The following is a 22566-nucleotide window of genomic DNA, read 5'->3' as shown; positions in this document are numbered from 1 at the left end:
ATACTTATATCAAAATTAACGATATTTATTGCAATATTCATAATATTATTCGTTATTTTTTTAAAAAATGTTGTAGTTGTTACATAGCAATTTTACATAAAACCATCAGGTGGTAAATCATCAATTAATTGTTCTAATGAAACCTCTTTTTTCTTTGGTTTTAGTCCTTCTTTATAAATTGCTGCTTTGTTACTTTTTCCCTCAATAATTACGTGCAAAGGTTTTTTAAACTGAATATGTCTTAAATAAGCATCCTCAAAAACAGCCTCTTGACTGTTTAAATAATCTAAATCGAAAAATCCATCTCCAATGGAAGGGTTAATTGTTAAATACCCAACCTTAAATGAGGTTAAATTTTGAAAAAAATGTGTTCCCTGACTTGGGTCTATTCTAAAATCATTTAATCCAGCTTCAATTATAATTTTTGCAGCTGATATTTGTGGCCAAATAACTGGTATTCCTAACCACGGATCACTAGATCCCCATCTTCCAGGGCCAACCAATATATATTCTCGTTCGTTTTCTCTAAATTTTTTATTTATTTGTTCAACTGCCAATGCTATTTCACGTGTATTTGCTGAATTAAATGTTTCAGGTTTTACATATACAAAATCACAAATATGATCGTATTTCCCATTTCCTAAAGCTGATTCTGAATAAATAATAGATTCTTCAATATTAAAATCTTCTGGAATTTTACTCTTATTCTCATTACTTTCTACAATTGGTCTAATTTGCAAAAAACTAAATTCTTTTGCTTCTCCTGCTGGAACATCTAAATTTACGGCAAATTCAATTTCTATTGGACTCCTCATTTCTCGTTGTCCAATACGCAACAAGTCTTGTAAAATTTCAGGTAAAGGAAATGTATTATATTTCAATACATTATCAAAAGTTATTACTCTAATCCCATCGTGCATAACTCCGGGTCTAATAACATTATTCTGTAAATCATACGTTGAAGCTACAAATTTTAGAGAACCATGTTTCTCAGCTCTTCTAATTGTAATTTTCTTTTTATTAATAGCTTCACTTATTGAAGTTTCATAACTATCCGGATCCAAATCTAAACCATAAAAATACTGTTGTGTATCTCTTTGTGTTGAACCAGGAGATGAAAGCTGTAACACTTTTTTGGAGTGGAAAGGTGAAAAACGCAACGTTTTACCTCCACCAACAATAATTTCACCTAAACCTATAGCTATATTTGCAATACCTTCGTTTGCTTTTTCATTTCCTATTGGATAAAAATTGGTTGAACGTGCAACACCTGAAATATTTGGATAATAAACATCCTTATATTGTTTTCCTATTACTTCTTGTAAAATAACCGCCATTTTTCCCTCTTCAATTGTATGAGAAGTAGCTTCTAAATATACCTTACTGTTTTCGTAAAATGAAGAAGCTATTACAGATTTTACAGCATTGCAAATCATTTTCAGCATTTTACTAATTTCGGTATTTGGCAACATATAAGTTGAGAAAATACCCGCAAAAGGCTGATAATGTGAATCTTCCAAAACACTTGAAGATCTTATTGCTATTGGAGATTTAGTAACTTTTAAAAATGCTTCTATGTCTTCAACAACCCAAGTAGGTAATGGTTTTGAAATAATTTTTTGTAAAATTTCTTCATCATTATTACATTTCCCTACTAAACCAATTAGCTTATGCGTTTCAACAAATTCATCAAATACCTCTGTACTTAAAACTACTGTTCTTGGTATGGAAATTTTTACATCTTTAAAATGTTGACGTAATTTATGCCGTTTTAAAAAAGAATCTATAAAAGCTAATCCTCTTCCCTTTCCCCCAAGAGATCCGTCACCAATTCTTGAAAAACCAAGATATTCATCGTATTTTTCTTTATTAAATTTTGAAATAATTCCGCGTGCTCTAAAACCTCTATATGCTTTAATTGCTTCTATTAAATAGACTCTTGCTTGCTCAGAGTCTTCAAAATCATCATATTCAACTTTACTAAATAAATCTGCTAAAGGGAATAACACTCTAGATTTTAACCATTTAGAATATTCACTTCTAACGGCATGATACTCAATACATTCGGGTGTAACTACGCTTAAAGCTTTTTGAAAAGTGGTTAAATCTTTAGCTACTGACAATACTTTCATTTGATTTGGATCCCAAAATTCGAAATCTCCAAAAGAAAAATATTGATTAATATAATTTTTAATTTCCTCCTCTAAAGTTTGTGTATGCTTGTATAAAAATTTTCCTTTTAGCTCAAGCGCAAACTTTTCATTATTACTATCTGATGATTGTACTAAAAAAGGAAAATACCTCTTAAAACTACGAACATATTCTAAAAAATGAAATCCTGCTTTTGCATCTCGTTTTCCATTTCTAAAATATGAAACATCTGAAATAACCCCTAAAAGACTGTTTTTATATTCTTTAAAAAGGTGTAAGCCTTCTTCATAATTAGTAGCCAATAAAATTTTTGGCCTACCTCTCATTAACATCATAGTTCTATGGGCATTTAAACCCTCAGACATAAAAGAACGAGTTTGTTTCAATAATATCTTATAAAAAATTGGCAAATATTTAGAATAAAATTTTAATGAATCTTCTACAAGTAAAATTGCTTTAACACCAATTTCATTGATGTCTTTTGAAGCATTCATTCTATCCTCTGTTAACTTAATAATGGCCAAAATAATATCCGCATTTCCATTCCAATGAAATACATAATCTATTTCTCCTGAGCCTTCTTTATTTAGTTTTTCTCTTAACTGTGTTGAATAATGACTAATGGCTGCAATGGGAACATTTGGATATACAGCCTTAATTTTTTTTGATGTTTCAACAGTTTTAAAATTTCCAATATCTAACCAGGTAATTACCAAGTCAATTTTATTGGTTTCCATAGCTTTTATAGCTCTTTTTACTGAATTTGCGTGTTCAAAACTAGGTGGATAACGAAGATTTAACGCCGTATATTCATTAAAAATACGCTCATCAATTCTACCATCTTCCTCCAACATGTAATAATCATAGTTTGAGCAAACAATAAGAATCCTATAAATTCTTTTTTGCATTAATTGGTCAAATGCAACATCTTCAAATTCGTAAAAATTTAAATCGGGAAGTGAGTTTTTATACATTCTAGGAACAACTTTAATTGTATATGCAATATACTATTTTTAATGCATAAATTTTTATGTAAAAAGGGTTACAAAAAAAATGTACCCCTCTTAAATTTAAAAAAAAAATAAGAAATAAATTATACAACACCTTGAGCCAACATTGCGTCTGCAACTTTTACAAAACCAGCAATATTTGCACCAGTTACATAATCCACGTATCCGTCATCTTGTTTACCATATTTAATACAATTTTCATGAATATTAGACATTATATCTTGAAGTCTTTCATCAACTTCTTCACGTGTCCAAACAATACGTAAAGAGTTTTGAGACATTTCTAAACCAGAAGTTGCTACACCACCAGCATTAGATGCTTTGCCCGGAGCATATAAAATTTTAGCAGCCTGAAACGCATGAACTGCACCAGGGTCAGAAGGCATATTAGCACCCTCACTTATTAAAAAACAACCATTAGCTAATAATTTTTTCGCATCAACTTTGTTTACCTCATTTTGTGTTGCACAAGGCATAGCCACATCACATTTTATACCCCAAGGTTTTTTACCCTCAACATATTTTGCTTTTGGATATTTATCTATATATTCACTAATTCTAGCACGTTTATTGTTTTTAAGATCCATTACAAATGCTAATTTACTAGCATCTATACCTTCTTCATCATAAATATACCCACCTGAATCAGATAAAGTAACAACTTTAGCTTCTAATTGAGTTGCTTTTTCACAAGCATATTGAGCTACATTACCAGAACCAGAAACGGTTACTATTTTTCCTTTTAAAGAATCGTTTCTTGTTTCAAGCATACTTTGCGCAAAATATACAGTTCCGTAACCTGTAGCTTCGGGACGAATTAAAGATCCTCCCCAAGACATTCCTTTACCTGTTAAAACTCCAGTAAATTCATTTCTTAATTTTTTGTACATCCCAAATAAATATCCAATTTCTCTACCTCCTACACCAATATCACCAGCAGGAATATCCGTATTTGGTCCAATATGACGGAATAATTCCCCCATAAATGATTGACAAAATCGCATAATTTCACCATCAGATTTTGCTTTAGGATCAAAATCAGAACCACCTTTTCCACCACCCATTGGTAATGTTGTTAAGGCATTTTTAAACACTTGTTCAAAAGCTAAAAATTTAAGAATACTTAAATTAACTGTAGGATGAAAACGCAAACCACCTTTATAAGGTCCTATTGCTGAATTCATTTCTATTCTAAACCCCCTATTAACAACAATTTCCCCTACATCATTAATCCAAGGGACTCTGAACATAATTACTCTCTCTGGCTCAACCATTCTTAACAAAATGTTTTTACCATAATATATTTCCTTATTAACTATATAAGGAATAACTGTCTCCGCAACTTCCTCTACTGCCTGCAAAAATTCTGGTTCAAATTGATTACGCTGCCTGACCAAATCCATAAACTTTTTTATTTTCGATTTCATAATTAATAGTGTATTACATTGTTATTTAATCAATTACCTAAACAAATATATGTAATATATAATATTATATTCAATTTTACAGAGGCTACTTGTGAAATATTAAAAAGAAACTAAAACGTTTTCGTAATAATACCAAACTTCAATTTTTTGAAGCTATTGAAAACATTGGCTTCTTAAAAAAAAAATGGTTAAAAGGAATCATTTCAAATTTTAATTAAACAAAATAAATTTATGTAAATTTGCACCCTAATTTTATATAAAATGTTAGATAAAGTAAAAGAACTGATTGGTGAAGTGGCTGCATTTAATGCGGGAACTAAAGATGAAATTGAAGCTTTCAGAATTAAATATTTAGGAAGTAAAGGTTTATTGAAAGATTTATTTGCTGAATTTAAAAATGTTGATGCAGAATTACGTAAAGATTTTGGTCAGGCTTTAAACAAATTAAAAACATCTGCAGAAGATAAAGTTTCATCATTAAATGAAGTTTTAGAAAATGCTGTTGAAGACAAAGGGTTTTACGGCGATTTAACCCGCCCTGAAGAGCCAATTGAATTAGGTTCTCATCATCCAATTTCTATAGTAAAAAATAAAATAATTGAGGTTTTCTCTAAAATAGGATTTACTGTTTCTGAAGGACCTGAAATTGAAGATGATTGGCATAATTTTACAGCCCTTAATTTACCAGAATATCATCCGGCTAGAGATATGCAGGATACGTTTTTTATTGAAACAGATCCAGATATTTTATTAAGAACTCACACTTCTTCAGTGCAAGTTCGCTATATGGAAAATCATAAACCACCTATTAGAACAATTTCTCCAGGTAGAGTTTTTAGAAATGAAGATATTTCTGCACGTGCACATTGTATTTTTCACCAAGTAGAAGGTTTATATATTGATACTGATGTTTCATTTGCCGATTTAAAACAAGCTTTGTTATATTTCACTAAAGAAATGTTTGGGAAATCTAAAATACGATTAAGACCTTCTTATTTTCCATTTACAGAACCAAGTGCTGAGGTAGATATTTATTGGGGATTAGAAACTGAAACTGATTATAAAATTACAAAAGGAACTGGTTGGTTAGAAATTATGGGTTGCGGAATGGTTGACCCTAATGTTTTAAAAAACGCAAATATTGACCCTGAAATTTACAGCGGTTATGCTTTTGGAATGGGTATTGAGCGTATTGCAATGTTATTATACCAAATACCAGATATTAGAATGTTTTATGAAAATGATGTTCGTTTTTTAGAGCAATTTAAATCTGTAATATAAAATATTAAATTCCGCTCTAAAGCGGAATTTTTCTTTCCATTTATTATTATGAAAAAAGATATTGAAATACCTCAAGTAAGTGACGTTTTTATGGCGGTTGTTAAAGAGTATAATAAAGAATTTCAATGTGAAGATTGGAATGCATATATTATTAATAATAAAAATGTAGCTTTAGAAATGGTACTTATAGTATCAAAAGGATATGATGAAGACAAATTAATTGAAACGGCTGTTTTAAGGCATAAAATTGACAAATTACCAGCTAATTCTTATGCAAAAGTTGAATTAATGCAAGATGAAGTACTAAAACTTACAAACTTTTTTAATGTTACCTTTTTTGAAGCGTCTTCAATGTTTGATAAAAAATATGTTTTTGAAAAAAACTCAATAAAAGAAGGCAATTTAAGAATGATCCCTTTGTTAAATAAACGAGGAGTTATTATTAAATAAGGTCTCGGTTTAACTAGTTTTATGTTTATAATCAGCTACTAATAAATAGCTATCCATTATATCTCTTAAAGTTTTTTCCTGTATTGGTTTTGATATAAAACTATTACATCCTGCTTTTTCTGCTTTTTCTTTATCTTCAATTGTAGAATATGCTGTTTGAGCAATAATAGGCAAATTGGGTTTTAAAACTCTTATTTGTTTTGTTGCTTCATAACCATTTAGAATTGGCATATTTATATCCATTAATACAATATCAATAGCATCATTATTTTTACAAATATCAACAGCCTCTTTCCCGTTTTTTGCGTGTAAAATTTTAAAATCTATATCAATTTTTTCGGTTAATAATATTTCAATAAACATAAAATTAACTTCCTCATCCTCAACAATTAGCACCGTATATTTATTTGGTTCATTAATTATTTTGCTTTGTAATTCTTTATTCTCTAAAACCTTATTTACTGGTTTGTATGGAATTGATACTACAAATTTTGATCCCTTACCTTTTTCTGAAATTATTGAAATATTACCACCCAATAGCTCTGTATTTTCTTTAGCTATTGATAGCCCCAAACCTAAACCTCCACTATTTAGGGTTAGATTTGTTTCTTCTTGCGAAAATCTTTCAAAAATTGATTCTTGTTTAGTTACACAAATACCTATTCCAGTATCTTTAACAAACAACTCTAATTGACTGTTAATAAGATGATAGCCAAATTTAATATACCCTTTATTTGTGTACTTTAATGCGTTTTCAAGTAAATTACTTAATACTTTATTAAGCTTTGATCTATCCGTGAAAATAGTACTTTCATTATCCGAAAGTTGATTCATTAAATAAATAGGAATTCCATTTTCTTTGGCTTTTAAATCGAATATTGAAAACAATTCCATCAATAAATCATTTATACAAACAGAATTTTCAATTACTTTTACCTGTTTAGTTTCTAAACGAGAAATTTCTAAAATATCATCTATAACACGTAATAATTGATTTCCACTATTATTAATTATATTAATGTAATACTTTCTTTTTTCAACAGATAAGTTAGGTTCACTTAAAAAATTAGAAAATCCTAAAATTCCATTCATAGGAGTTCTAATTTCGTGAGACATATTGTGTAAAAACTCCGTTTTAAGCCTATTGCTTTCTTCTGCTTTATCTTTTGCTTTAATTAACTCTAAACGTTGCTCCTCTAATTCTATTAAAGCTTTTTTTCTTACAGATATATCTCTATGAGAACCAAACATTCTAATTACCTCTCCTTTCTCATTTTTTAAAACTTCTGCTCTTGCAAGAATCCAAATATACGAGCCATTTTTATGTCTATATCTAAATTCTGAAATGTACTGTTTTTTTGGATTTTTTAAATAACTTAATAGTTTTTGACGTTCTCGTTTAGATTCATCTGGATGTAAATGGTCCCTCCAATTAGAAACTTTATTTTCGAACTCATGATTTTTATATCCTAGTTGTTTTTTATAGTAAGTTGAAAAATAAATAGAATCCGTTTCAATATTCCAATCCCAAATACCTAAACCTGCCGCCGAAACTGCAAGCCTATATCTCTCATCACTTTTTTCAACTTTAATTTTAGATTTATTCAGCTCATATTCTACCTCTTTAAGAGCTGAAATATCAACAATAGAAACAATGGCTTTTCCTTTAGTATTAATTTCAGATTTTATAATTGCTGTAATTAACTTTCCATCAGCTCTTTTAAATTGTGTTTCGCCATAAAACTCTGACTTATTCTGAGCAACAGCTGTTAGCTCTTTTGCCATACTTTTAAAAGATTCTTCTGTATTTGTAGTTTCTAAAAGATCTTTTAATTCTTCAATTGAATTAACACCTATTAAATCAAAGGTGCTTTTATTAACTCTAATAATTTTAATTTTTGAAATACATTCAATTAAAAAATCTCGATTATTATTAAAGTAATCTTCTATATTTAATGTGTTAATTCCTGATTCTTTAATAAATTGTTTTACTTCAGAAAAATCCTCATCCCATAAAGAAACCGGGCTTTCATCAAATAAATTTCTAAATCTGTTTTTAATTTCAAAATGAAGTCTGTTCTTTTCAGATAGTTCGTTCGTTAATTTCTTTAATTCAAGATGTTTAACTTCTAATTCTTTATATACTTTTTTTAAATTTGAAATATTAGTAACCAAAGCAAAAGATCCAACTATAATATTTTCTTGATTATACACTGGAGAGGCGTTAAACAAGCAAGGAATGCTTTGTCCGTTAGCATTCATTAACTCTATTTCATAATTTGAAGATATACCGAATTTTCTGTTTTTAATTTCATTTTTAAAAATTTCATTATTTTTATCATTAACAAAATCATTTATATGTTTTCCAATAATTTCAGATTCTTTATACCCTAAAATAAAGCACATTTTGGTATTAACACTAACTGTTTTATCCTCTAAATCTATTATCCAATAGCCTTCATTTGCAGTTTTTAAAATTCTAGTTAAATAATCTTCTTTTTCTTTAATTAATTTATAGGCTTCTTTTAATTTTACCTCAGCAATTTTACGCTCATTTATATCTTCTTTTATTACAAGGTAATTTGTAATTTCTCCTTTTGCATTTTTTAACTGACTAATTGTAGCTTGTTCCCAATAAAGTTCACCTTTTTTATTTTTATTTTGAAATTCTCCTTTCCATATTTTTCCCGATGAAATAGTACTCCATAAATTAGAAAAATATGCTTTTGAATGATAATCAGACTTTAAAATATCAGGAATTTGGCCTAGTACTTCTGATTTAGAATAACCTATAATTTTAGAATATTTTGGATTTACATATTCAATAATACCATTTATATCTGTAATAATTATAGCGTTTGCACTCTGTTCTACAGCTGCTAAAAGCTTTTTGTTTTCAATTTCTTTTTGTTTAATATTTGTTAAATCTCTAAAAAGACAAAATTTAATTGTTTTATTATTAATTGATTTTATTTCTTTTAATATTATTTCAATAGAAAAAATTGAACCATCTTTTTTAACACCTTCTACTTCTATTAATTTTTCTGAATTATTTTTAAAATTATTTTTAATAAAATCTTGGTGCTTTTTTGGAAAAAGTAATTCAATTCCATAAAACCCAACTAATTCATTTGATGCATAACCAAACATTTTTTCAAATGCTTTATTAACACTTTTTATTATTCCCTTATCGTGAATTAAAATTCCTTCGTAGATAGAGTTAGATAATTCTTCAAATTTTATTCTAATTTCATATAAAATATCTTCATAAATAATTCTTTCAAGTATTTTTTCAATTTTTATAGAAATAATTTTAAGAATTGTTTTAATTGTTTCTACATCCTCTAAAGGTCCGTCATTCATTACAGAGAGCAACCCTATAGGCTCTTTACTTGAGTTTAATATAGATATTCCAACAAAGCCGCTAACATTCAAATTAACTAGCATTTTATCTAAAGGAAAAACACTTTGAATGTTTTCTTGATAAACACATACTCTTTTATCAATTACATTTTCATAAGGAGTATTTAACAGATTATAAGTTATATTTGGTTTTAAACCTCCATCTCCATAAGAGATAATTGATTCAGCAATTAAAGGCTGATTTACTGAATATTTACTTATTAAAACATATTTAACCCCCAAACAACTTGATAAATATTTTGCTGTTTTTTTCAAAAATTCATCAGAAGATATATTGTAGCCGTTTTCAATTAGAAAATCTAATGTACTTTCAATTGGGTTAGGTTGAAGAGCCATTTTAGGAGTTTAGGGTTTACTAAAAAATAATATCAAATAAAATTATTTCAAAGTTTATTAAATTGGTGACGAATTTACAAAAAATTTTAATTACTAATTATCAATAAAAATTCAATTACATATTAATCAAAAATGTTAATTAATTCAAATTAAAAAACCCAATGAATTGTATATTTTTTTTATATTTTTAAAAAATGAAAAATCACCTATTTGTTTTATTTACTTTTTTATATTTTTTTACAGCAGCTCAAAACACTCCTTTATATGTTGGAACCTTTACTGAGGAAAACAGTGAAGGAATTTACAGCTACAACTTTAACACTAAAACAGGAGAATTAACTCATAAAAAACTTGTAGCTAGCGTTGAAAACCCTTCATTTATAACATTTTCATCTAATAAAAAATATCTTTATACTGTAAGTAAAGATAAAAAAAGCCAATATGCTATATCATATTCAGTTGCTAAAAACGGTAAATTAAACTTTATAAATAAGGTAAATAGTAATGGAACTGGCCCTTGCCATATTCAATTAAACAAATCTAATAACAAATTAGTTGTTTCAAATTATGGAGGCGGAACCATCTCTATTTACAATGTAAATAATAACGGAAGTATTGATAAGGCATTTCAAGTTTTGGATCATAATTTACCTAATGATAAATCTAGGGCTCATTCAGCTCAATTTTTTAAAAACAACCTATTTATAGCCGATCTTGGACGAGATTTTTTAGCTCATTATGTTGAAAACAACAATAATTATACATTGAATAAAAATTACAAAATGAAAGATGGTGCAGGCCCTAGACATTTTGAAATTTCAAAAAAAGGAAAATATATTTTTGTGATAAATGAATTAAATTCAACAATTTCCGTTCTTAAGAAAGACAAAAATAATTATAAAAACATTCAAGATATTAGTACCTTAAAAGATGATTATACCGGTAAAAACTCCTGTGCTGATATTCATTTATCTAAAAACAAACAATTTTTATACGGTTCTAACAGAGGTGAGAATAGCATTGTAGTTTTTAAAATAAATAAAAAGAATGGTTTGCTTCAAAAAGTACAAAGTATAGATGTAGAAGGAGACTGGCCTCGTAACTTTACGTTAAGTCCAAATGGTAAATTTTTACTAGTAGCAAATAAAAAAAGTAATAATATAAGCGTATTTAATATTGATAAAAATTCTGGTAAATTAGATTTTTTTAAGAGTTTTAGTGCTCCAAGCCCTGTTTGCTTATTATTTTAATTCGAAGTAATAAATGTTTTCAGAATCATTATATCTATAAGTTGTTAAATAACCACTTTTTTCGTCTTTAAAAATAACTCCTAAATCATCAAATTCAGAATTAAAAGAATCTGCTTTTTGGGGGATTCCCCATATACCGTTTTCTCTTTCTAATTTATATATATTAAAATCACCTGTTTCTTTAGTTATCCCTTCTAAATAAATCTTATCATTTTTATTTACAAATAATGATCTTATAGCTCCTTCTTTATTAAGATTAGACGAAAAATATATGGTATTTTTATTATAATAAATAGGGTTAATAATTTCATAATCTGGTTGGCAAATAAATATTACATCTCCCTTTTCCCATTCATTTTTATCATTTCTAACAAACTCTAATAAGTGTAAAGATTCTTGTTCATTTGTTACAACAATCATTTTTTTCCCATCTTTTGAAATTGATGGATAGGTATATGAAAAATCTTTATTGCAAATATTAAGAGGCCTATTTTGTTTAATTTTTAAACCATCAATAACACCTTTTACCACAGTAAAATTATAACTATAATTTTTACCTATTCTTTTAGCAACCCCTGTAAAATAAACTTCATTATTATAAATAGATAAAGCTCCAAGAGCATAACTAGCCCCAATTTTTATTTTTTTAGACGCTAGTTTATCGTCCGTAAAAAACAACTTATAATTATCTAATTTACCTTTAGAGGAATAAATTAATCCATTTTTATAAATGGTAGGAAAAATATTTCCATCAGAATTTATGGATGCTTGTGATTCGTATAACTTAATGTTATTATTCTCACTAATAAGTATTTTTTCTTGAGCACTTACATAGTTTAAAAATAAAAGTACAATTATGAATATTCTATTTTTCATATGAAACAATATTTTAAATCTCTGCATAAAAATTAAATACAGTTTTTTAAAACAAAATTAATGCATACTAATTTAATTTATAAATAATCTTCAAAATGCTCTTTTAAAATACCTTGCATTAGTTCAACTGTTAATGGTTTATTTTGAAAACCACTAACCTCTATAATGTTTTTACTTTTAGTTAAATCATCTGGGTTTAATGAAGAAGTTAACATAACTAATACTATTTTTCCTTTTTTACTTTCATCAAGTTTATGGTATTCTTCAAGAAATTCCCACCCATTCATACCTGGCATATTAATATCTAAAAAAATAAGATCTGGTTGAGGGTGTTTACCTTCACTTGTTGACTCGAGGTACTTAAGTGCTTCTATTCCATTTTCAGCCATCTCAACTTTTTCAGCACAATCAACTTTATTAATAACCCAATCATGAATAAAATTTATTGCGTCATCATCGTCAATTAATAAAATACAGTTTAACTTTTTCTTCATATTTATTTAATTTAAATTTATTGGAATTGTAAAGTAAAAAGTTGTTCCTTCTCCCAATTCTGAATCTACCCAAATTTCACCTCCGTGTAAATATACAATTTTATCACAATGTGCCAATCCTATACCTGTTCCGTCAAAATTACCTCTTCTATTTAACCTTTGAAAAATTCCAAAAATATTACGATTATTTAAATTTTCAATTCCAATACCATTATCTGTAACAGAGAATTTCCAATATTGATCATCTCTATCAACTGATACTTTAATTTGAGGATTAAGATCCTTTTTATGAAATTTAATAGCATTACTTATTAAGTTTAAAAATAACAAATGAAGCTCCTTTTTATAAACTTTTATTGTTGGTAGTTGGCCTACCTCAATTGTTGCATTTGAGTCTTTTATATTACCTGAAAGATCATTAATTATTATAGTATTTAATATTTCGTTAATATTAACCTCTTGTAATACTTTATCAGCTCCAATACGAGAATAATCTAAAAGACCCTTTATTAAACTGCTCATTCTAGTTGTAGATCTATCAATAAAATTTACGCAATTATTAGTTACTTCATCTATTTCATTTATTTTCTTTTGCTTTAAAATATTAACCATTCCTCTTATAGATCGTAAGGGTTCTTGCAAATCATGTGAAGCAATATATGTAAATTGTTCTATTTCCTTATTTTTTAGTTGTAAGTTTTCATATTGCGATGAAAGCATTGTAAGGCTCGTAATATCTTGTCTTATTGTAAGAAATTGATAAATTTCACCTTTTTCATTTTTAAATGGAATAATTGAAGTGTGTACCCAATAAAAACTACCATCTTTTGCTCTATTTTTTATACCTCCAATCCAAACTTTACCACTTTTAATTGTTCCCCAAAGCTCTTTAAAAAATGCTCTTGAATGATGACCTGAATTAATAATTTTATGTGTTTTACCAATAAGCTCGTCTCTACTATATTTAGAAATTTCACAAAACTTATCATTTACCGAAGTGATAATACCGTTTGCATCAGTAGTTACAACAATAGAGCTTTCATCTAAAGCTTGTTTAAACTGTTTAAGTTCAAAATTAGTTTGATATAATGAATTTTTAAAAATTTCTCTTTCTAAATCTCTTTTATTTATTTGAACAGCAATACCAATAATATAAAAAATGGAAACTATTAAAGCAATAATTATATAAATTATAAACCCAAAATTAAAACTAACAATATTATTGTTTACTAAATATAATAACGTAAAACTCATTAACAAAATCATTATAAAGTTATACGGTACTATTATTCTTATTAATTTACTTCCTGCATATTTACTTAAAACTAAATTGTAAAATTTTTTTGATGCGTTTTTTAAAGAAAGTATACTTGAAAACAAAAAAAACATTAATCCAGTTTGAAAGGCGGCTGAATTAATAAAATTCAAATTTTCTTCTCCTGGCATCTGTAAAAAATAACTTAAAACTAAAAATAAGGAGAATAATATTATAACAATAAAAACAAATTGAGTTCTTTTATTAGTTTGTTTCTTTTTAGATTGCATTCCCCAAATAGCAATTCCTAGAAGCAAAAACCCAACAGCTGTAATTGGTGACATTCTGCCTGGTAAAACTGTTGTAGAAGTATCTTTAATAAAAATAGTATCAATACCTAAATTAATACTAAAAATATACTCTAATAAAGTTAATGATGCTAAAAATAGCACTCCACTAATTATAATTGCATTTAAGGATTTATAATATTTGCTTTCTTTTATAAAAAATAACACACAAGTACTTAGTAAAAAAAATGATAATGCTGTATTAAATTTCATTGTTGGTCCCTCAGAGTTTACACCTAAAATATTTTGTGTATGAAACAACCACCCAGCAATTATTAATAAACTAACTGATAAGACAAAAAAACAAATTACTATTAATAGTGAATTAATTTTTTTAGTAGAGATAATTTTTTTGATTTTTTTGGGGCTAATAATCTTTTTCATTTTTTTTAATAGTTTGGGGTAAACTATTATAAACACTAAAGTTTAAAATTTTTGGTTAAAAATACTAAGTTTTATTTAAATCTGTCCATTGTTTTCTAAAGAACTAACAATTTCAGCAAGCTCCTTAGAATTAATAGGTTTTATAATGTAATCAGAAATTTCACTTATCTTTTTAGCTCTTTCTATATCAATAGGATCTACTGAAGAAGATACCATATAAATAGTTATATTTTTACCAACTTTTGGAGCTATTTTAACGTACTCTTCCATAAATTGAAAACCATCCATTATTGGCATATTTATATCTAAAAAAATAACATCAGGCAAATCTTTAATATTTGCAACATTTTCAATCATAAAATCTAATGCTTCTTCACCATCTGAAAACATAAGTACTTTTCTAGATAAATTATGTGTTTCTAAAGTTTTAGTGATTGTATATTGATAAATTTCATCATCATCAACTATACATATGATAAAAGGTTTTTTCATAATAAATATTAAAATGTTATTGTAAATGTTGTTCCTTCATTAACCTTACTTGTTGCAGAAATGGTTCCTCCCATAGATTCAATTTGAATTTTAGTAAGATATAACCCAACTCCTTTTGCCTCGGTATGTCTGTGAAATGTTTTGTTTAACCCAAATAATTTATGGCCATGTCTATTTAAGTCTATCCCAAGTCCATTATCCGTTATTGAAAGCTGAATTTTACCATTATTAATGGTTGTTTTAATTACAATTTTTGGCGCGCGCTCTTCAGACCTATATTTAATAGAATTTGTTATTAAATTTAAAAAAATACTTTCCAAATAAGTTCGGTTATAAATAATACTAGGAGCTTTAGAAAAATCTCCAAATAAATTAGTGTCTGTCTCTATTATTTGGCCTGTTAATATTTCTTTTGTTTTATTTAAAACATCTTTAAAAAGTATATTTTCAATATTTTTTGAGCTATCATCTCTAATTTTTATAGCATCAACCAAGGTATTTAATGTTGAAGTTAAATGATTAATTACCTTTTCAAATTTTTCAAATAATAAATTTTTCTCATCATCCGTTTCAGACATTTTATAAAAATTTAGCAATGAGTTAAGGTTACTAACAGGTGCCCGTAAATTATGAGATGTAATATGTGCAAAACTAGCTAGTTGACTATTTTGACTAGTTAATTTTTCTGTAAGAATTTCAAGATTATTTTTTGCATCTATAATTATTTTTTGATTTTCAACACTTTCACTAATATCTGTACCAACTCCAATAAAACCAGTAATTTCACCTTTATTGTTTCTAAGTGCTGTAATTATTAAATGTACAGGAAATTTTGATCCATCTTTACGAACATATGTCCATTGTCTTGATTCTGATTCTCCTTCTATTGCATTTTCAATAAAAATATTAAATCCACTAATTTGTCTACCATACAATTCAGATAGCTCTATCCCTCTCTCAATAGCTTCTTCTTTTAAATGAATTATCTGTGGTGTTTGTAATCCAATCATTTCCTCTGCAGAATATTGCAACATGGTTTCTGCTCCTTGATTAAAATGAGTAATTAAACCATTTTTATCTGTTCCAATAATTGAAATAGGCCCAGAGTTTAATATTGCTTTTAACTCTTCATTCACAAAATTTAAAGCATTCTCTGTGGTCTTAATTTCATTTATATCCTGAAACACACCGTAAAGCATAACACATTTATCATCCTCAAATTCAGGCTGACCAATAACTCTGGTCCAAACAATATTTCCTTTTGCTGTAACTAACTTTAATTCTATATCAAAAGAAGTTCCTTTCTCTATAGCAATACTAATAGCTTTTTGAATTTTTATTCTACTTTCTCCTTCTTTATAAAAATTAATTGCAGTTTCTAAAATTGGTTTATAATCTTTTGGTACTTCATGTATTTCACGCGTTACTCTACTCCAAATAACCTCTCCTGTAATTAAATTAACTTCCCAGGTTCCTATGCGCGCTATTTCATTGGTATTATCTAATATTTTTTCAATTCTAAGCTTTTCTTGATCTTTTTCTTTAATATTGGTTATATCAGCAGTATACATTAATAACCCTCCAATATTTCCTTTAGAAATATACCAAGGACGAACATCCCAAGTAAGCCATTGGGTAGTTCCGTCAGCTCTTTTAAATGGAGCTTCATCACATTTATTAATTGCCCCATTTAAACACTCTTTATGATCCTGTTTCCAATCATCACCTATTTCCGGGAAAATATCATAATGTGATTGTCCAATAATTTCCCGATCTGTTAATTTGTAATCTTCTCTCCAGTGTTGTGAAGCTGCTATGTATTTCATTTCCTTATCAAACATAGCAATAGCATTTGGGGCTTGTTCAATAAATATTTTTCCTAGTTTTGCACTTTCTTCTATTTTATCCTTAAGCAGCTTAAGTTCTTTCAAATTATTACTAATCTTTTCTTGAGAAGACAGTAATTCTTTATTTGTTTTTTCAAGAACTTGATTTTTTAGAAAATATAAATTATAAACCGGTTTAATAATATAAAAAAACTGAAAAATTAAAATTAGTATAACTATAAAAGCAAGTAAATATAATATCGTTTTAAAATTACCAAGCTTTTTATCAGCACTTTTTGCATATTCATTAACAATGGTATCCATTGTTGTTAAAAAAGCTAAATCCGCAGATTCAAGCGCTTTTAAGTCTTTAATAACTTGTTCAGATCCAGTATTATTTATTATTTCCTTACTATATTTAAGTATTTTGTTTTGATAAGGTTTAATTATATTAAACAAAGAATCGATGGTTTTATTACCATATTCTTCATTTATTGAAATTAAATAATTGGTAGCATCTTCCCATTCTCTAGTAAGTGATTTTAATTCTTTAACGTATAATTTTGAATCATTTTTTTCTACAGTTTTAATAATATAGTTGAGCTTAGTAATACGTTGACTTAGCATACGTTGTTTACCAGATACGTTTATAATATGAGCGTCCGATTTCTTTAGGTTAATGCTATTTTGAACAACTGATAACATTAAAGCTATTATTACTATAATAGAGGCTAAAAATATTAAATATCTTTTTCTTATCGATTTATTTATTTTATTCATCGTGAACAAATTATTTTATTTAGCTTATTTGAAATAATTAATAGTCACAAAATAAATGTTGTGAATAATACTTTTATAACTAATTAATTTTCCTAACGTCTAAAAAATTATGTCTTCGGTAATTTTAGCAATTTAAATGCGTTTTTAATAAATATTTAAAAATGAATAAATTCCTTAAACATTCCTTTTATTATTCAAAACGCTCCAAATGTACATCTTTTTTTACAGATTATAAAAAAATGAAAAAATGCGTTTGCTTTTATAAAGCATTGTTAAAGAGTTCTCTTATTAAGTATTTTCTTTAAAAAGATCGGGTATTAAATTATATTTTTGAAGTAGTTTTAATTATAATTCAATTAAGCGCATTGTAAAGGCATCAACTTTTTCCCAATTGGTATATTCAATTTTAATGTTTTTATCGGTTGGTCCCTTTGTCATCCACATTATAAACTGAATCATAATTCTATCAAAAGTTTTATACTTTTTATAATCTAACATTCCTGCAAATACTTCAACTATTGTTGGTTTCCAGTTTATTGTTTTAAAGAATTTTATAACATATGGGTTTGTATCTGGTTTGTTTTTTTCAGGCTTTCTAGCAACCAAGTTTACGGAGAAAAATGCTGTTTTAATGGTATCTAGCTTTTGTTTATTAGAATTTATAAATGCTATTATTTTTTCATTATGAACTCCATATCTAATACTAGACCCAATAATTAGTTTATTAAAATTTTTAACATCTTCGTTAAAATCATCTATTGAAAAAAGCTCAATTTCTAAGTCTTTATTTCTAAATATTTCAACTATTCTATTACAAATTTTTAATGTTTGTCCATCTATTGTTGCGTAAATAATACCTACTCTATTACTCATAAATAATATTTTTCAACTATAAAGATACCAAATAACAATTTTTAAGTTTATGATTAATATCAATAAAAAAAGCTTGTTCTAATAGAACAAGCTTTAAGTTTTTAAAAGATTTTATTTACTGCTTATACAACTTTTACGTTAACTGCATTTAAACCTTTTTTACCTTCTTTAAGCTCAAACTCAACTGTGTCACCTTCTCTGATTTCATCAATCAATCCTGAAATGTGAACGAAATAATCTGTGTTTGAACCATCTTCTGTTACAAATCCAAAACCTTTAGATTCGTTAAAAAATTTTACTGTACCTGTTTTCATTGTTAAATAATATATTAAAGCACTAAGTTACTATTATTTCGTTGTTTAAGTAATCTTTTTATAGATTTTTATACTAATTTTTTATAAACACCCCTAATCTAACTTATCTGTTAAGGCTTTAAACACCTTTTTGGGGTTTTTATTTTTATACAAAATCTCATAAACCGCGTCAATTATTGGAGTATTTGCACCATTTTCATCTTTAATCTTATACGCACTTTTTGCTGCATAATAACCTTCGGCAATCATACTCATTTCCATTTGGGCACTTTTTACGGTATATCCCTTTCCTATCATATTTCCAAACATTCTGTTTCTACTAAATACTGAATATCCTGTAACCAATAAATCACCTAAGTATGCAGAATTATTAATATTCCTCTTCATTTTATGAACCTTTTTAATAAAACGTTTCATTTCACGAATTGAATTAGACATTAGTACCGATTGAAAATTATCTCCATATCCCAAACCATGTGCTATTCCTGCCGCAATTGCGTAAATGTTTTTCAACATTGCCGCATATTCTGTTCCAATTATATCATCAGAAGTTTTAGTTTTAATGTATTCACTTGCCAGGCATTTACTTAATACACTTGCCTTTTTTTTATCCATACAAGCAATTGTTAAATATGATAAACGTTCCATTGCAACCTCTTCTGCATGACATGGACCTGTAATTACTCCAATATTTTCAAATGGAATATTTAACTTTTCATTAAAATGTTTACCTACTATCAATCCGCTTTCTGGAATAATTCCTTTAATGGCTGAAAAAATTATTTTTGAAGTTAAAGGCTCTTTTATCTTATCAAGTTCATTTTTTACAAAAGCAGAAGGAATTGCAAAAATTAAAATATCAGCATAATCTACCATTTTATTTATATCACTAGATATATACAATTGATCAACATTAAAAGTAGCCGAACTTATATAATTTGGGTTGTGCTCGTTCTCTTTTATATATTTAACAACACTTTCATTTCTTACATACCAACCAACTTGCTCTAAATTTTCACATAACATTTTTACAATTGCCGTTGCCCAACTTCCACTTCCAAAAACAGCAATTTTAGGATTATTATAATTCATTTTATAAAATTTTATTCATTCAAAAGTAAAAAAACTAATTGAAATCGGTCTCTAAAAACTACTAAACAATAGTTAAATTGTATTTTAATTTTACAAACAATAATGAACCTTCTTCAAAGTAATTACAATTTATTGTAAGCTATTATTACATTTGTATTTTTATACAATTAATTTAAATTAACTTGAGCATTCTTAAACGATTTTTTAAAGACACACTTATTTACGGTTTTGCAGCTGTTTTGCCTAGAGTTATTAACTTTTTACTGGTAAAAGTGCATACCGATGCTTTACCAAAAAGTAATTATGCTGAGAATGCTAACTTTTATATTTGGGCTGCTCTTTTCTCGGTTTTATTAACTTTTGGGTTTGAAACTGCTTTTTTTAGGTTTTATAAAGACGAAAAAAAGAAAGATGCCTTAGTTTCTACTTCATTTATAAGTTTATCAATTTCAGCAATTTTGTTTGTGATTGGAACCTTCTATTTTGCCGATTTTTTTATTAATTTTTTCGATTTTACATCAAATCCAACTCAATTAAAATTATTTATAGCAATTATGGCTGTAGATACACTAGCTGTTATCCCATTTGCCTTCTTAAGAGCTTCAAACAGGCCTATTAGATACGCTACAATTAAACTTATAAACGTTGCAATAATAGTATCTATAAACCTCTTATTTTTAAAATTTATTCCTAATTTTTTAAACGAAGGTAAAACCGTTCCCTTAGTCTTAAAAGAAGCCTATGAAAACACCTATATAGTTAACTTTATATTTATTGCTAACATAATTGGTAGTATTGTTTCGTTTCTATTGCTATTTCCAATTTTACTTAAGTTTAAATGGAGTTTTGATCGTTCAATTTTTAAAAAAATGATTTCCTATAGCTGGCCAATTGCAATTGCTGGTGTAGCTTATGTAATTAATGAGAATTTAGATAAACTTCTTATTGGTAGAATGCTAGATAAAAATGCAATGGGAATTTATGCGGCTTGTTATAAACTAGCAATTTTTATGAACCTTTACATAATGGCTTTTAGATTAGGTGCAGAGCCTTTCTTTTTTAACCATTCTACAAACAAAAATGCAAAACATACATATGCATTAATCCTCAATTATTTTATAATAATTGGAGCACTAGTATTTGTTGGAATTGTTGTTTTTATTGATCTTTTAAAAATTCCTTTTATAAACAAAAATTATTGGGATGCTATTGTAATTGTTCCTGTTGTTTTATTAGCAAATCTATTTTTAGGAATTTATCACAATTTATCTATTTGGTATAAATTAACAGATAAAACCAGATTTGCAATGTATTTTTCTATAATTGGAGCCTTAATTACTATTGTTTTAAATGTAATTATGATTCCTAAAATAGGATTTATGGCATCAGCTTGGGCTACATTAATCGCTTACGGAACTATGATGCTTCTCTCCTATTTTATTGGTAAAAAACATTATCCTGTACCGTATAATATTAAAAAAACATTAAGTTATTTATTAAGTGCTATAGCAATATCTTACCTCTCTTTCAATTATTTTAGAGAAAACTATTTGGTGTCTGTACTTTTAGTTATTCTTTTTGGAATTTTAATATTTATAAATGAAAAAAAGGAGTTATTAGCAATTTTAAAGCGAAAACATTAAAGTATATGCTTGAGTATAAATTCAATGAAAACTCCAATATTCTTGAGGTTAATTATTCTGGAACTGTAACTTTATCCGAAATTGTTAATTATATAATTAACACAAAAAATAATAAGAAATATCCAAGAACATTAAAAATAATATCAAATTCAGAAAAAGCTATCTTTGATTTTTCAATTGACGACTTAAATATAATTGTAGAAGAAAATAATAAATCCCTAAAAAATTACGATTGTATTATTGATGCTATTTTAATTGACAATCCCATAAATACAGTACTTACTATGTTGTACAAAGAGCTTGCCGAAATAAATAACTATAAGATTGAAATTTTCGCAACTAAAAGTGCGGCTTTAAACTGGTTAAATAACTCATAATAAACTACAAAAAAATGCAAATACAAATAATTAATAAATCTAAACACGAATTACCCAACTACGAAACTATTGCTTCTGCCGGAATGGATTTACGAGCAAATATTAACGAAGCTATTACTTTAAAACCATTAGAGCGTACAATTATCAAAACAGGATTATTTATTGCATTACCTGTTGGAACAGAGGCACAAGTTAGACCAAGAAGTGGGTTGGCAGCAAAAAAAGGAATTACTGTTTTAAATGCTCCTGGAACTGTAGATGCAGATTATAGAGGAGAAATCGGTGTTATTTTAGTTAATTTATCTAATGATAATTTTGTAATAAATGATGGTGAACGTATTGCTCAATTAGTAATTGCAAAACACGAACGTGCTGAGTGGGATGTAGTTGAAGTATTAAGCGAAACTGACCGTGGTGCTGGTGGATTTGGAAGTACTGGAGTTTAGATATTTATATTTTATATTCTAATATAGAATCCACACAAA

At 27.1% G+C, this 22566-nt stretch carries 17 protein-coding genes; 6 read left to right on the top strand and 11 right to left on the bottom strand.

Features of this window, described 5'->3' with window-relative positions; genetic code table 11:
• Nucleotides 1-92: 92 nt before the first annotated feature.
• Both DAD81_RS04825 and gdhA read right to left on the bottom strand, forming a co-directional pair.
• Complete coding sequence (locus DAD81_RS04825) at nucleotides 93-3125, bottom strand: PEP/pyruvate-binding domain-containing protein (protein ID WP_111707103.1); 3033 nt, start codon at nucleotides 3123-3125, stop codon at nucleotides 93-95.
• 119 nt (nucleotides 3126-3244) lie between these two features.
• Nucleotides 3245-4588, bottom strand: a complete 1344-nt coding sequence (gdhA, locus tag DAD81_RS04820; protein WP_111707102.1) for an NADP-specific glutamate dehydrogenase — start codon at nucleotides 4586-4588, stop codon at nucleotides 3245-3247.
• Between the two features lie 261 nt (nucleotides 4589-4849).
• Here gdhA and pheS point away from each other — a divergent pair, with 261 nt between their 5' ends.
• A complete protein-coding gene (pheS, locus tag DAD81_RS04815; RefSeq protein ID WP_111707101.1) occupies nucleotides 4850-5869 on the top strand; it encodes a phenylalanine--tRNA ligase subunit alpha in 1020 nt (339 codons plus the stop codon).
• Between the two features lie 48 nt (nucleotides 5870-5917).
• Complete coding sequence (locus DAD81_RS04810; protein WP_111707100.1) at nucleotides 5918-6319, top strand: hypothetical protein; 402 nt, start codon at nucleotides 5918-5920, stop codon at nucleotides 6317-6319.
• Nucleotides 6320-6328: 9 nt separating this feature from the next.
• On the opposite strand, the gene DAD81_RS04805 is transcribed toward DAD81_RS04810, so the two are convergent.
• The gene (locus DAD81_RS04805; protein WP_111707099.1) at nucleotides 6329-10078 is read right to left on the bottom strand and encodes a PAS domain S-box protein; all 3750 of its coding nucleotides are present in this window, start codon (nucleotides 10076-10078) and stop codon (nucleotides 6329-6331) included.
• A gap of 194 nt (nucleotides 10079-10272) precedes the next feature.
• Here DAD81_RS04805 and DAD81_RS04800 point away from each other — a divergent pair, with 194 nt between their 5' ends.
• Entirely contained in the window at nucleotides 10273-11328 is a 1056-nt protein-coding gene (locus tag DAD81_RS04800; RefSeq protein ID WP_111707098.1) for a lactonase family protein, read from the top strand.
• On the opposite strand, the gene DAD81_RS04795 is transcribed toward DAD81_RS04800, so the two are convergent.
• From DAD81_RS04795 to DAD81_RS04760, 8 genes are all read right to left on the bottom strand, one after another.
• Nucleotides 11320-12204 (bottom strand): PD40 domain-containing protein, encoded by an 885-nt coding sequence (locus DAD81_RS04795; RefSeq protein ID WP_157961080.1) that lies wholly within the window; start codon nucleotides 12202-12204, stop codon nucleotides 11320-11322. The genes DAD81_RS04800 and DAD81_RS04795 overlap by 9 nt on opposite strands.
• A gap of 77 nt (nucleotides 12205-12281) precedes the next feature.
• Entirely contained in the window at nucleotides 12282-12698 is a 417-nt protein-coding gene (locus DAD81_RS04790; RefSeq protein ID WP_111707096.1) for a response regulator, read from the bottom strand.
• Nucleotides 12699-12704: 6 nt separating this feature from the next.
• The gene (locus tag DAD81_RS04785; RefSeq protein WP_179950023.1) at nucleotides 12705-14513 is read right to left on the bottom strand and encodes a PAS domain-containing sensor histidine kinase; all 1809 of its coding nucleotides are present in this window, start codon (nucleotides 14511-14513) and stop codon (nucleotides 12705-12707) included.
• A gap of 246 nt (nucleotides 14514-14759) precedes the next feature.
• On the bottom strand, nucleotides 14760-15176 hold the full coding sequence (locus tag DAD81_RS04780; protein ID WP_111707094.1) for a response regulator: 417 nt from the start codon (nucleotides 15174-15176) through the stop codon (nucleotides 14760-14762).
• An 8-nt stretch (nucleotides 15177-15184) separates the two neighbouring features.
• Nucleotides 15185-17782, bottom strand: coding sequence for a PAS domain S-box protein (locus DAD81_RS04775; protein ID WP_111707093.1), 2598 nt, complete (start codon nucleotides 17780-17782; stop codon nucleotides 15185-15187).
• Between the two features lie 345 nt (nucleotides 17783-18127).
• Entirely contained in the window at nucleotides 18128-18655 is a 528-nt protein-coding gene (gene hemG, locus DAD81_RS04770; protein WP_111707092.1) for a menaquinone-dependent protoporphyrinogen IX dehydrogenase, read from the bottom strand.
• A 122-nt stretch (nucleotides 18656-18777) separates the two neighbouring features.
• Nucleotides 18778-18969 (bottom strand): cold-shock protein, encoded by a 192-nt coding sequence (locus DAD81_RS04765; protein ID WP_111707091.1) that lies wholly within the window; start codon nucleotides 18967-18969, stop codon nucleotides 18778-18780.
• A gap of 93 nt (nucleotides 18970-19062) precedes the next feature.
• Nucleotides 19063-20061, bottom strand: a complete 999-nt coding sequence (locus tag DAD81_RS04760; RefSeq protein ID WP_111707090.1) for an NAD(P)H-dependent glycerol-3-phosphate dehydrogenase — start codon at nucleotides 20059-20061, stop codon at nucleotides 19063-19065.
• Between the two features lie 182 nt (nucleotides 20062-20243).
• Here DAD81_RS04760 and DAD81_RS04755 point away from each other — a divergent pair, with 182 nt between their 5' ends.
• From DAD81_RS04755 to dut, 3 genes are read left to right on the top strand one after another with little or no spacing between them, the layout of a single operon-like run.
• Nucleotides 20244-21704: an oligosaccharide flippase family protein gene (locus DAD81_RS04755; protein ID WP_111707089.1), complete on the top strand. Its 1461-nt coding sequence runs from the start codon at nucleotides 20244-20246 to the stop codon at nucleotides 21702-21704.
• 5 nt (nucleotides 21705-21709) lie between these two features.
• A complete protein-coding gene (locus DAD81_RS04750) occupies nucleotides 21710-22081 on the top strand; it encodes a hypothetical protein (protein ID WP_111707088.1) in 372 nt (123 codons plus the stop codon).
• Between the two features lie 14 nt (nucleotides 22082-22095).
• Nucleotides 22096-22527: a dUTP diphosphatase gene (gene dut, locus DAD81_RS04745; protein WP_111707087.1), complete on the top strand. Its 432-nt coding sequence runs from the start codon at nucleotides 22096-22098 to the stop codon at nucleotides 22525-22527.
• Nucleotides 22528-22566: the final 39 nt, after the last annotated feature.

It is taken from the genome of Lutibacter citreus (genome assembly GCF_003260195.1).
Lineage (GTDB): Bacteria > Bacteroidota > Bacteroidia > Flavobacteriales > Flavobacteriaceae > Lutibacter > Lutibacter citreus.
The sequence above is the reverse complement of the archived record's forward strand: the minus strand, read 5'-3'. Positions and strand labels throughout refer to the sequence as shown.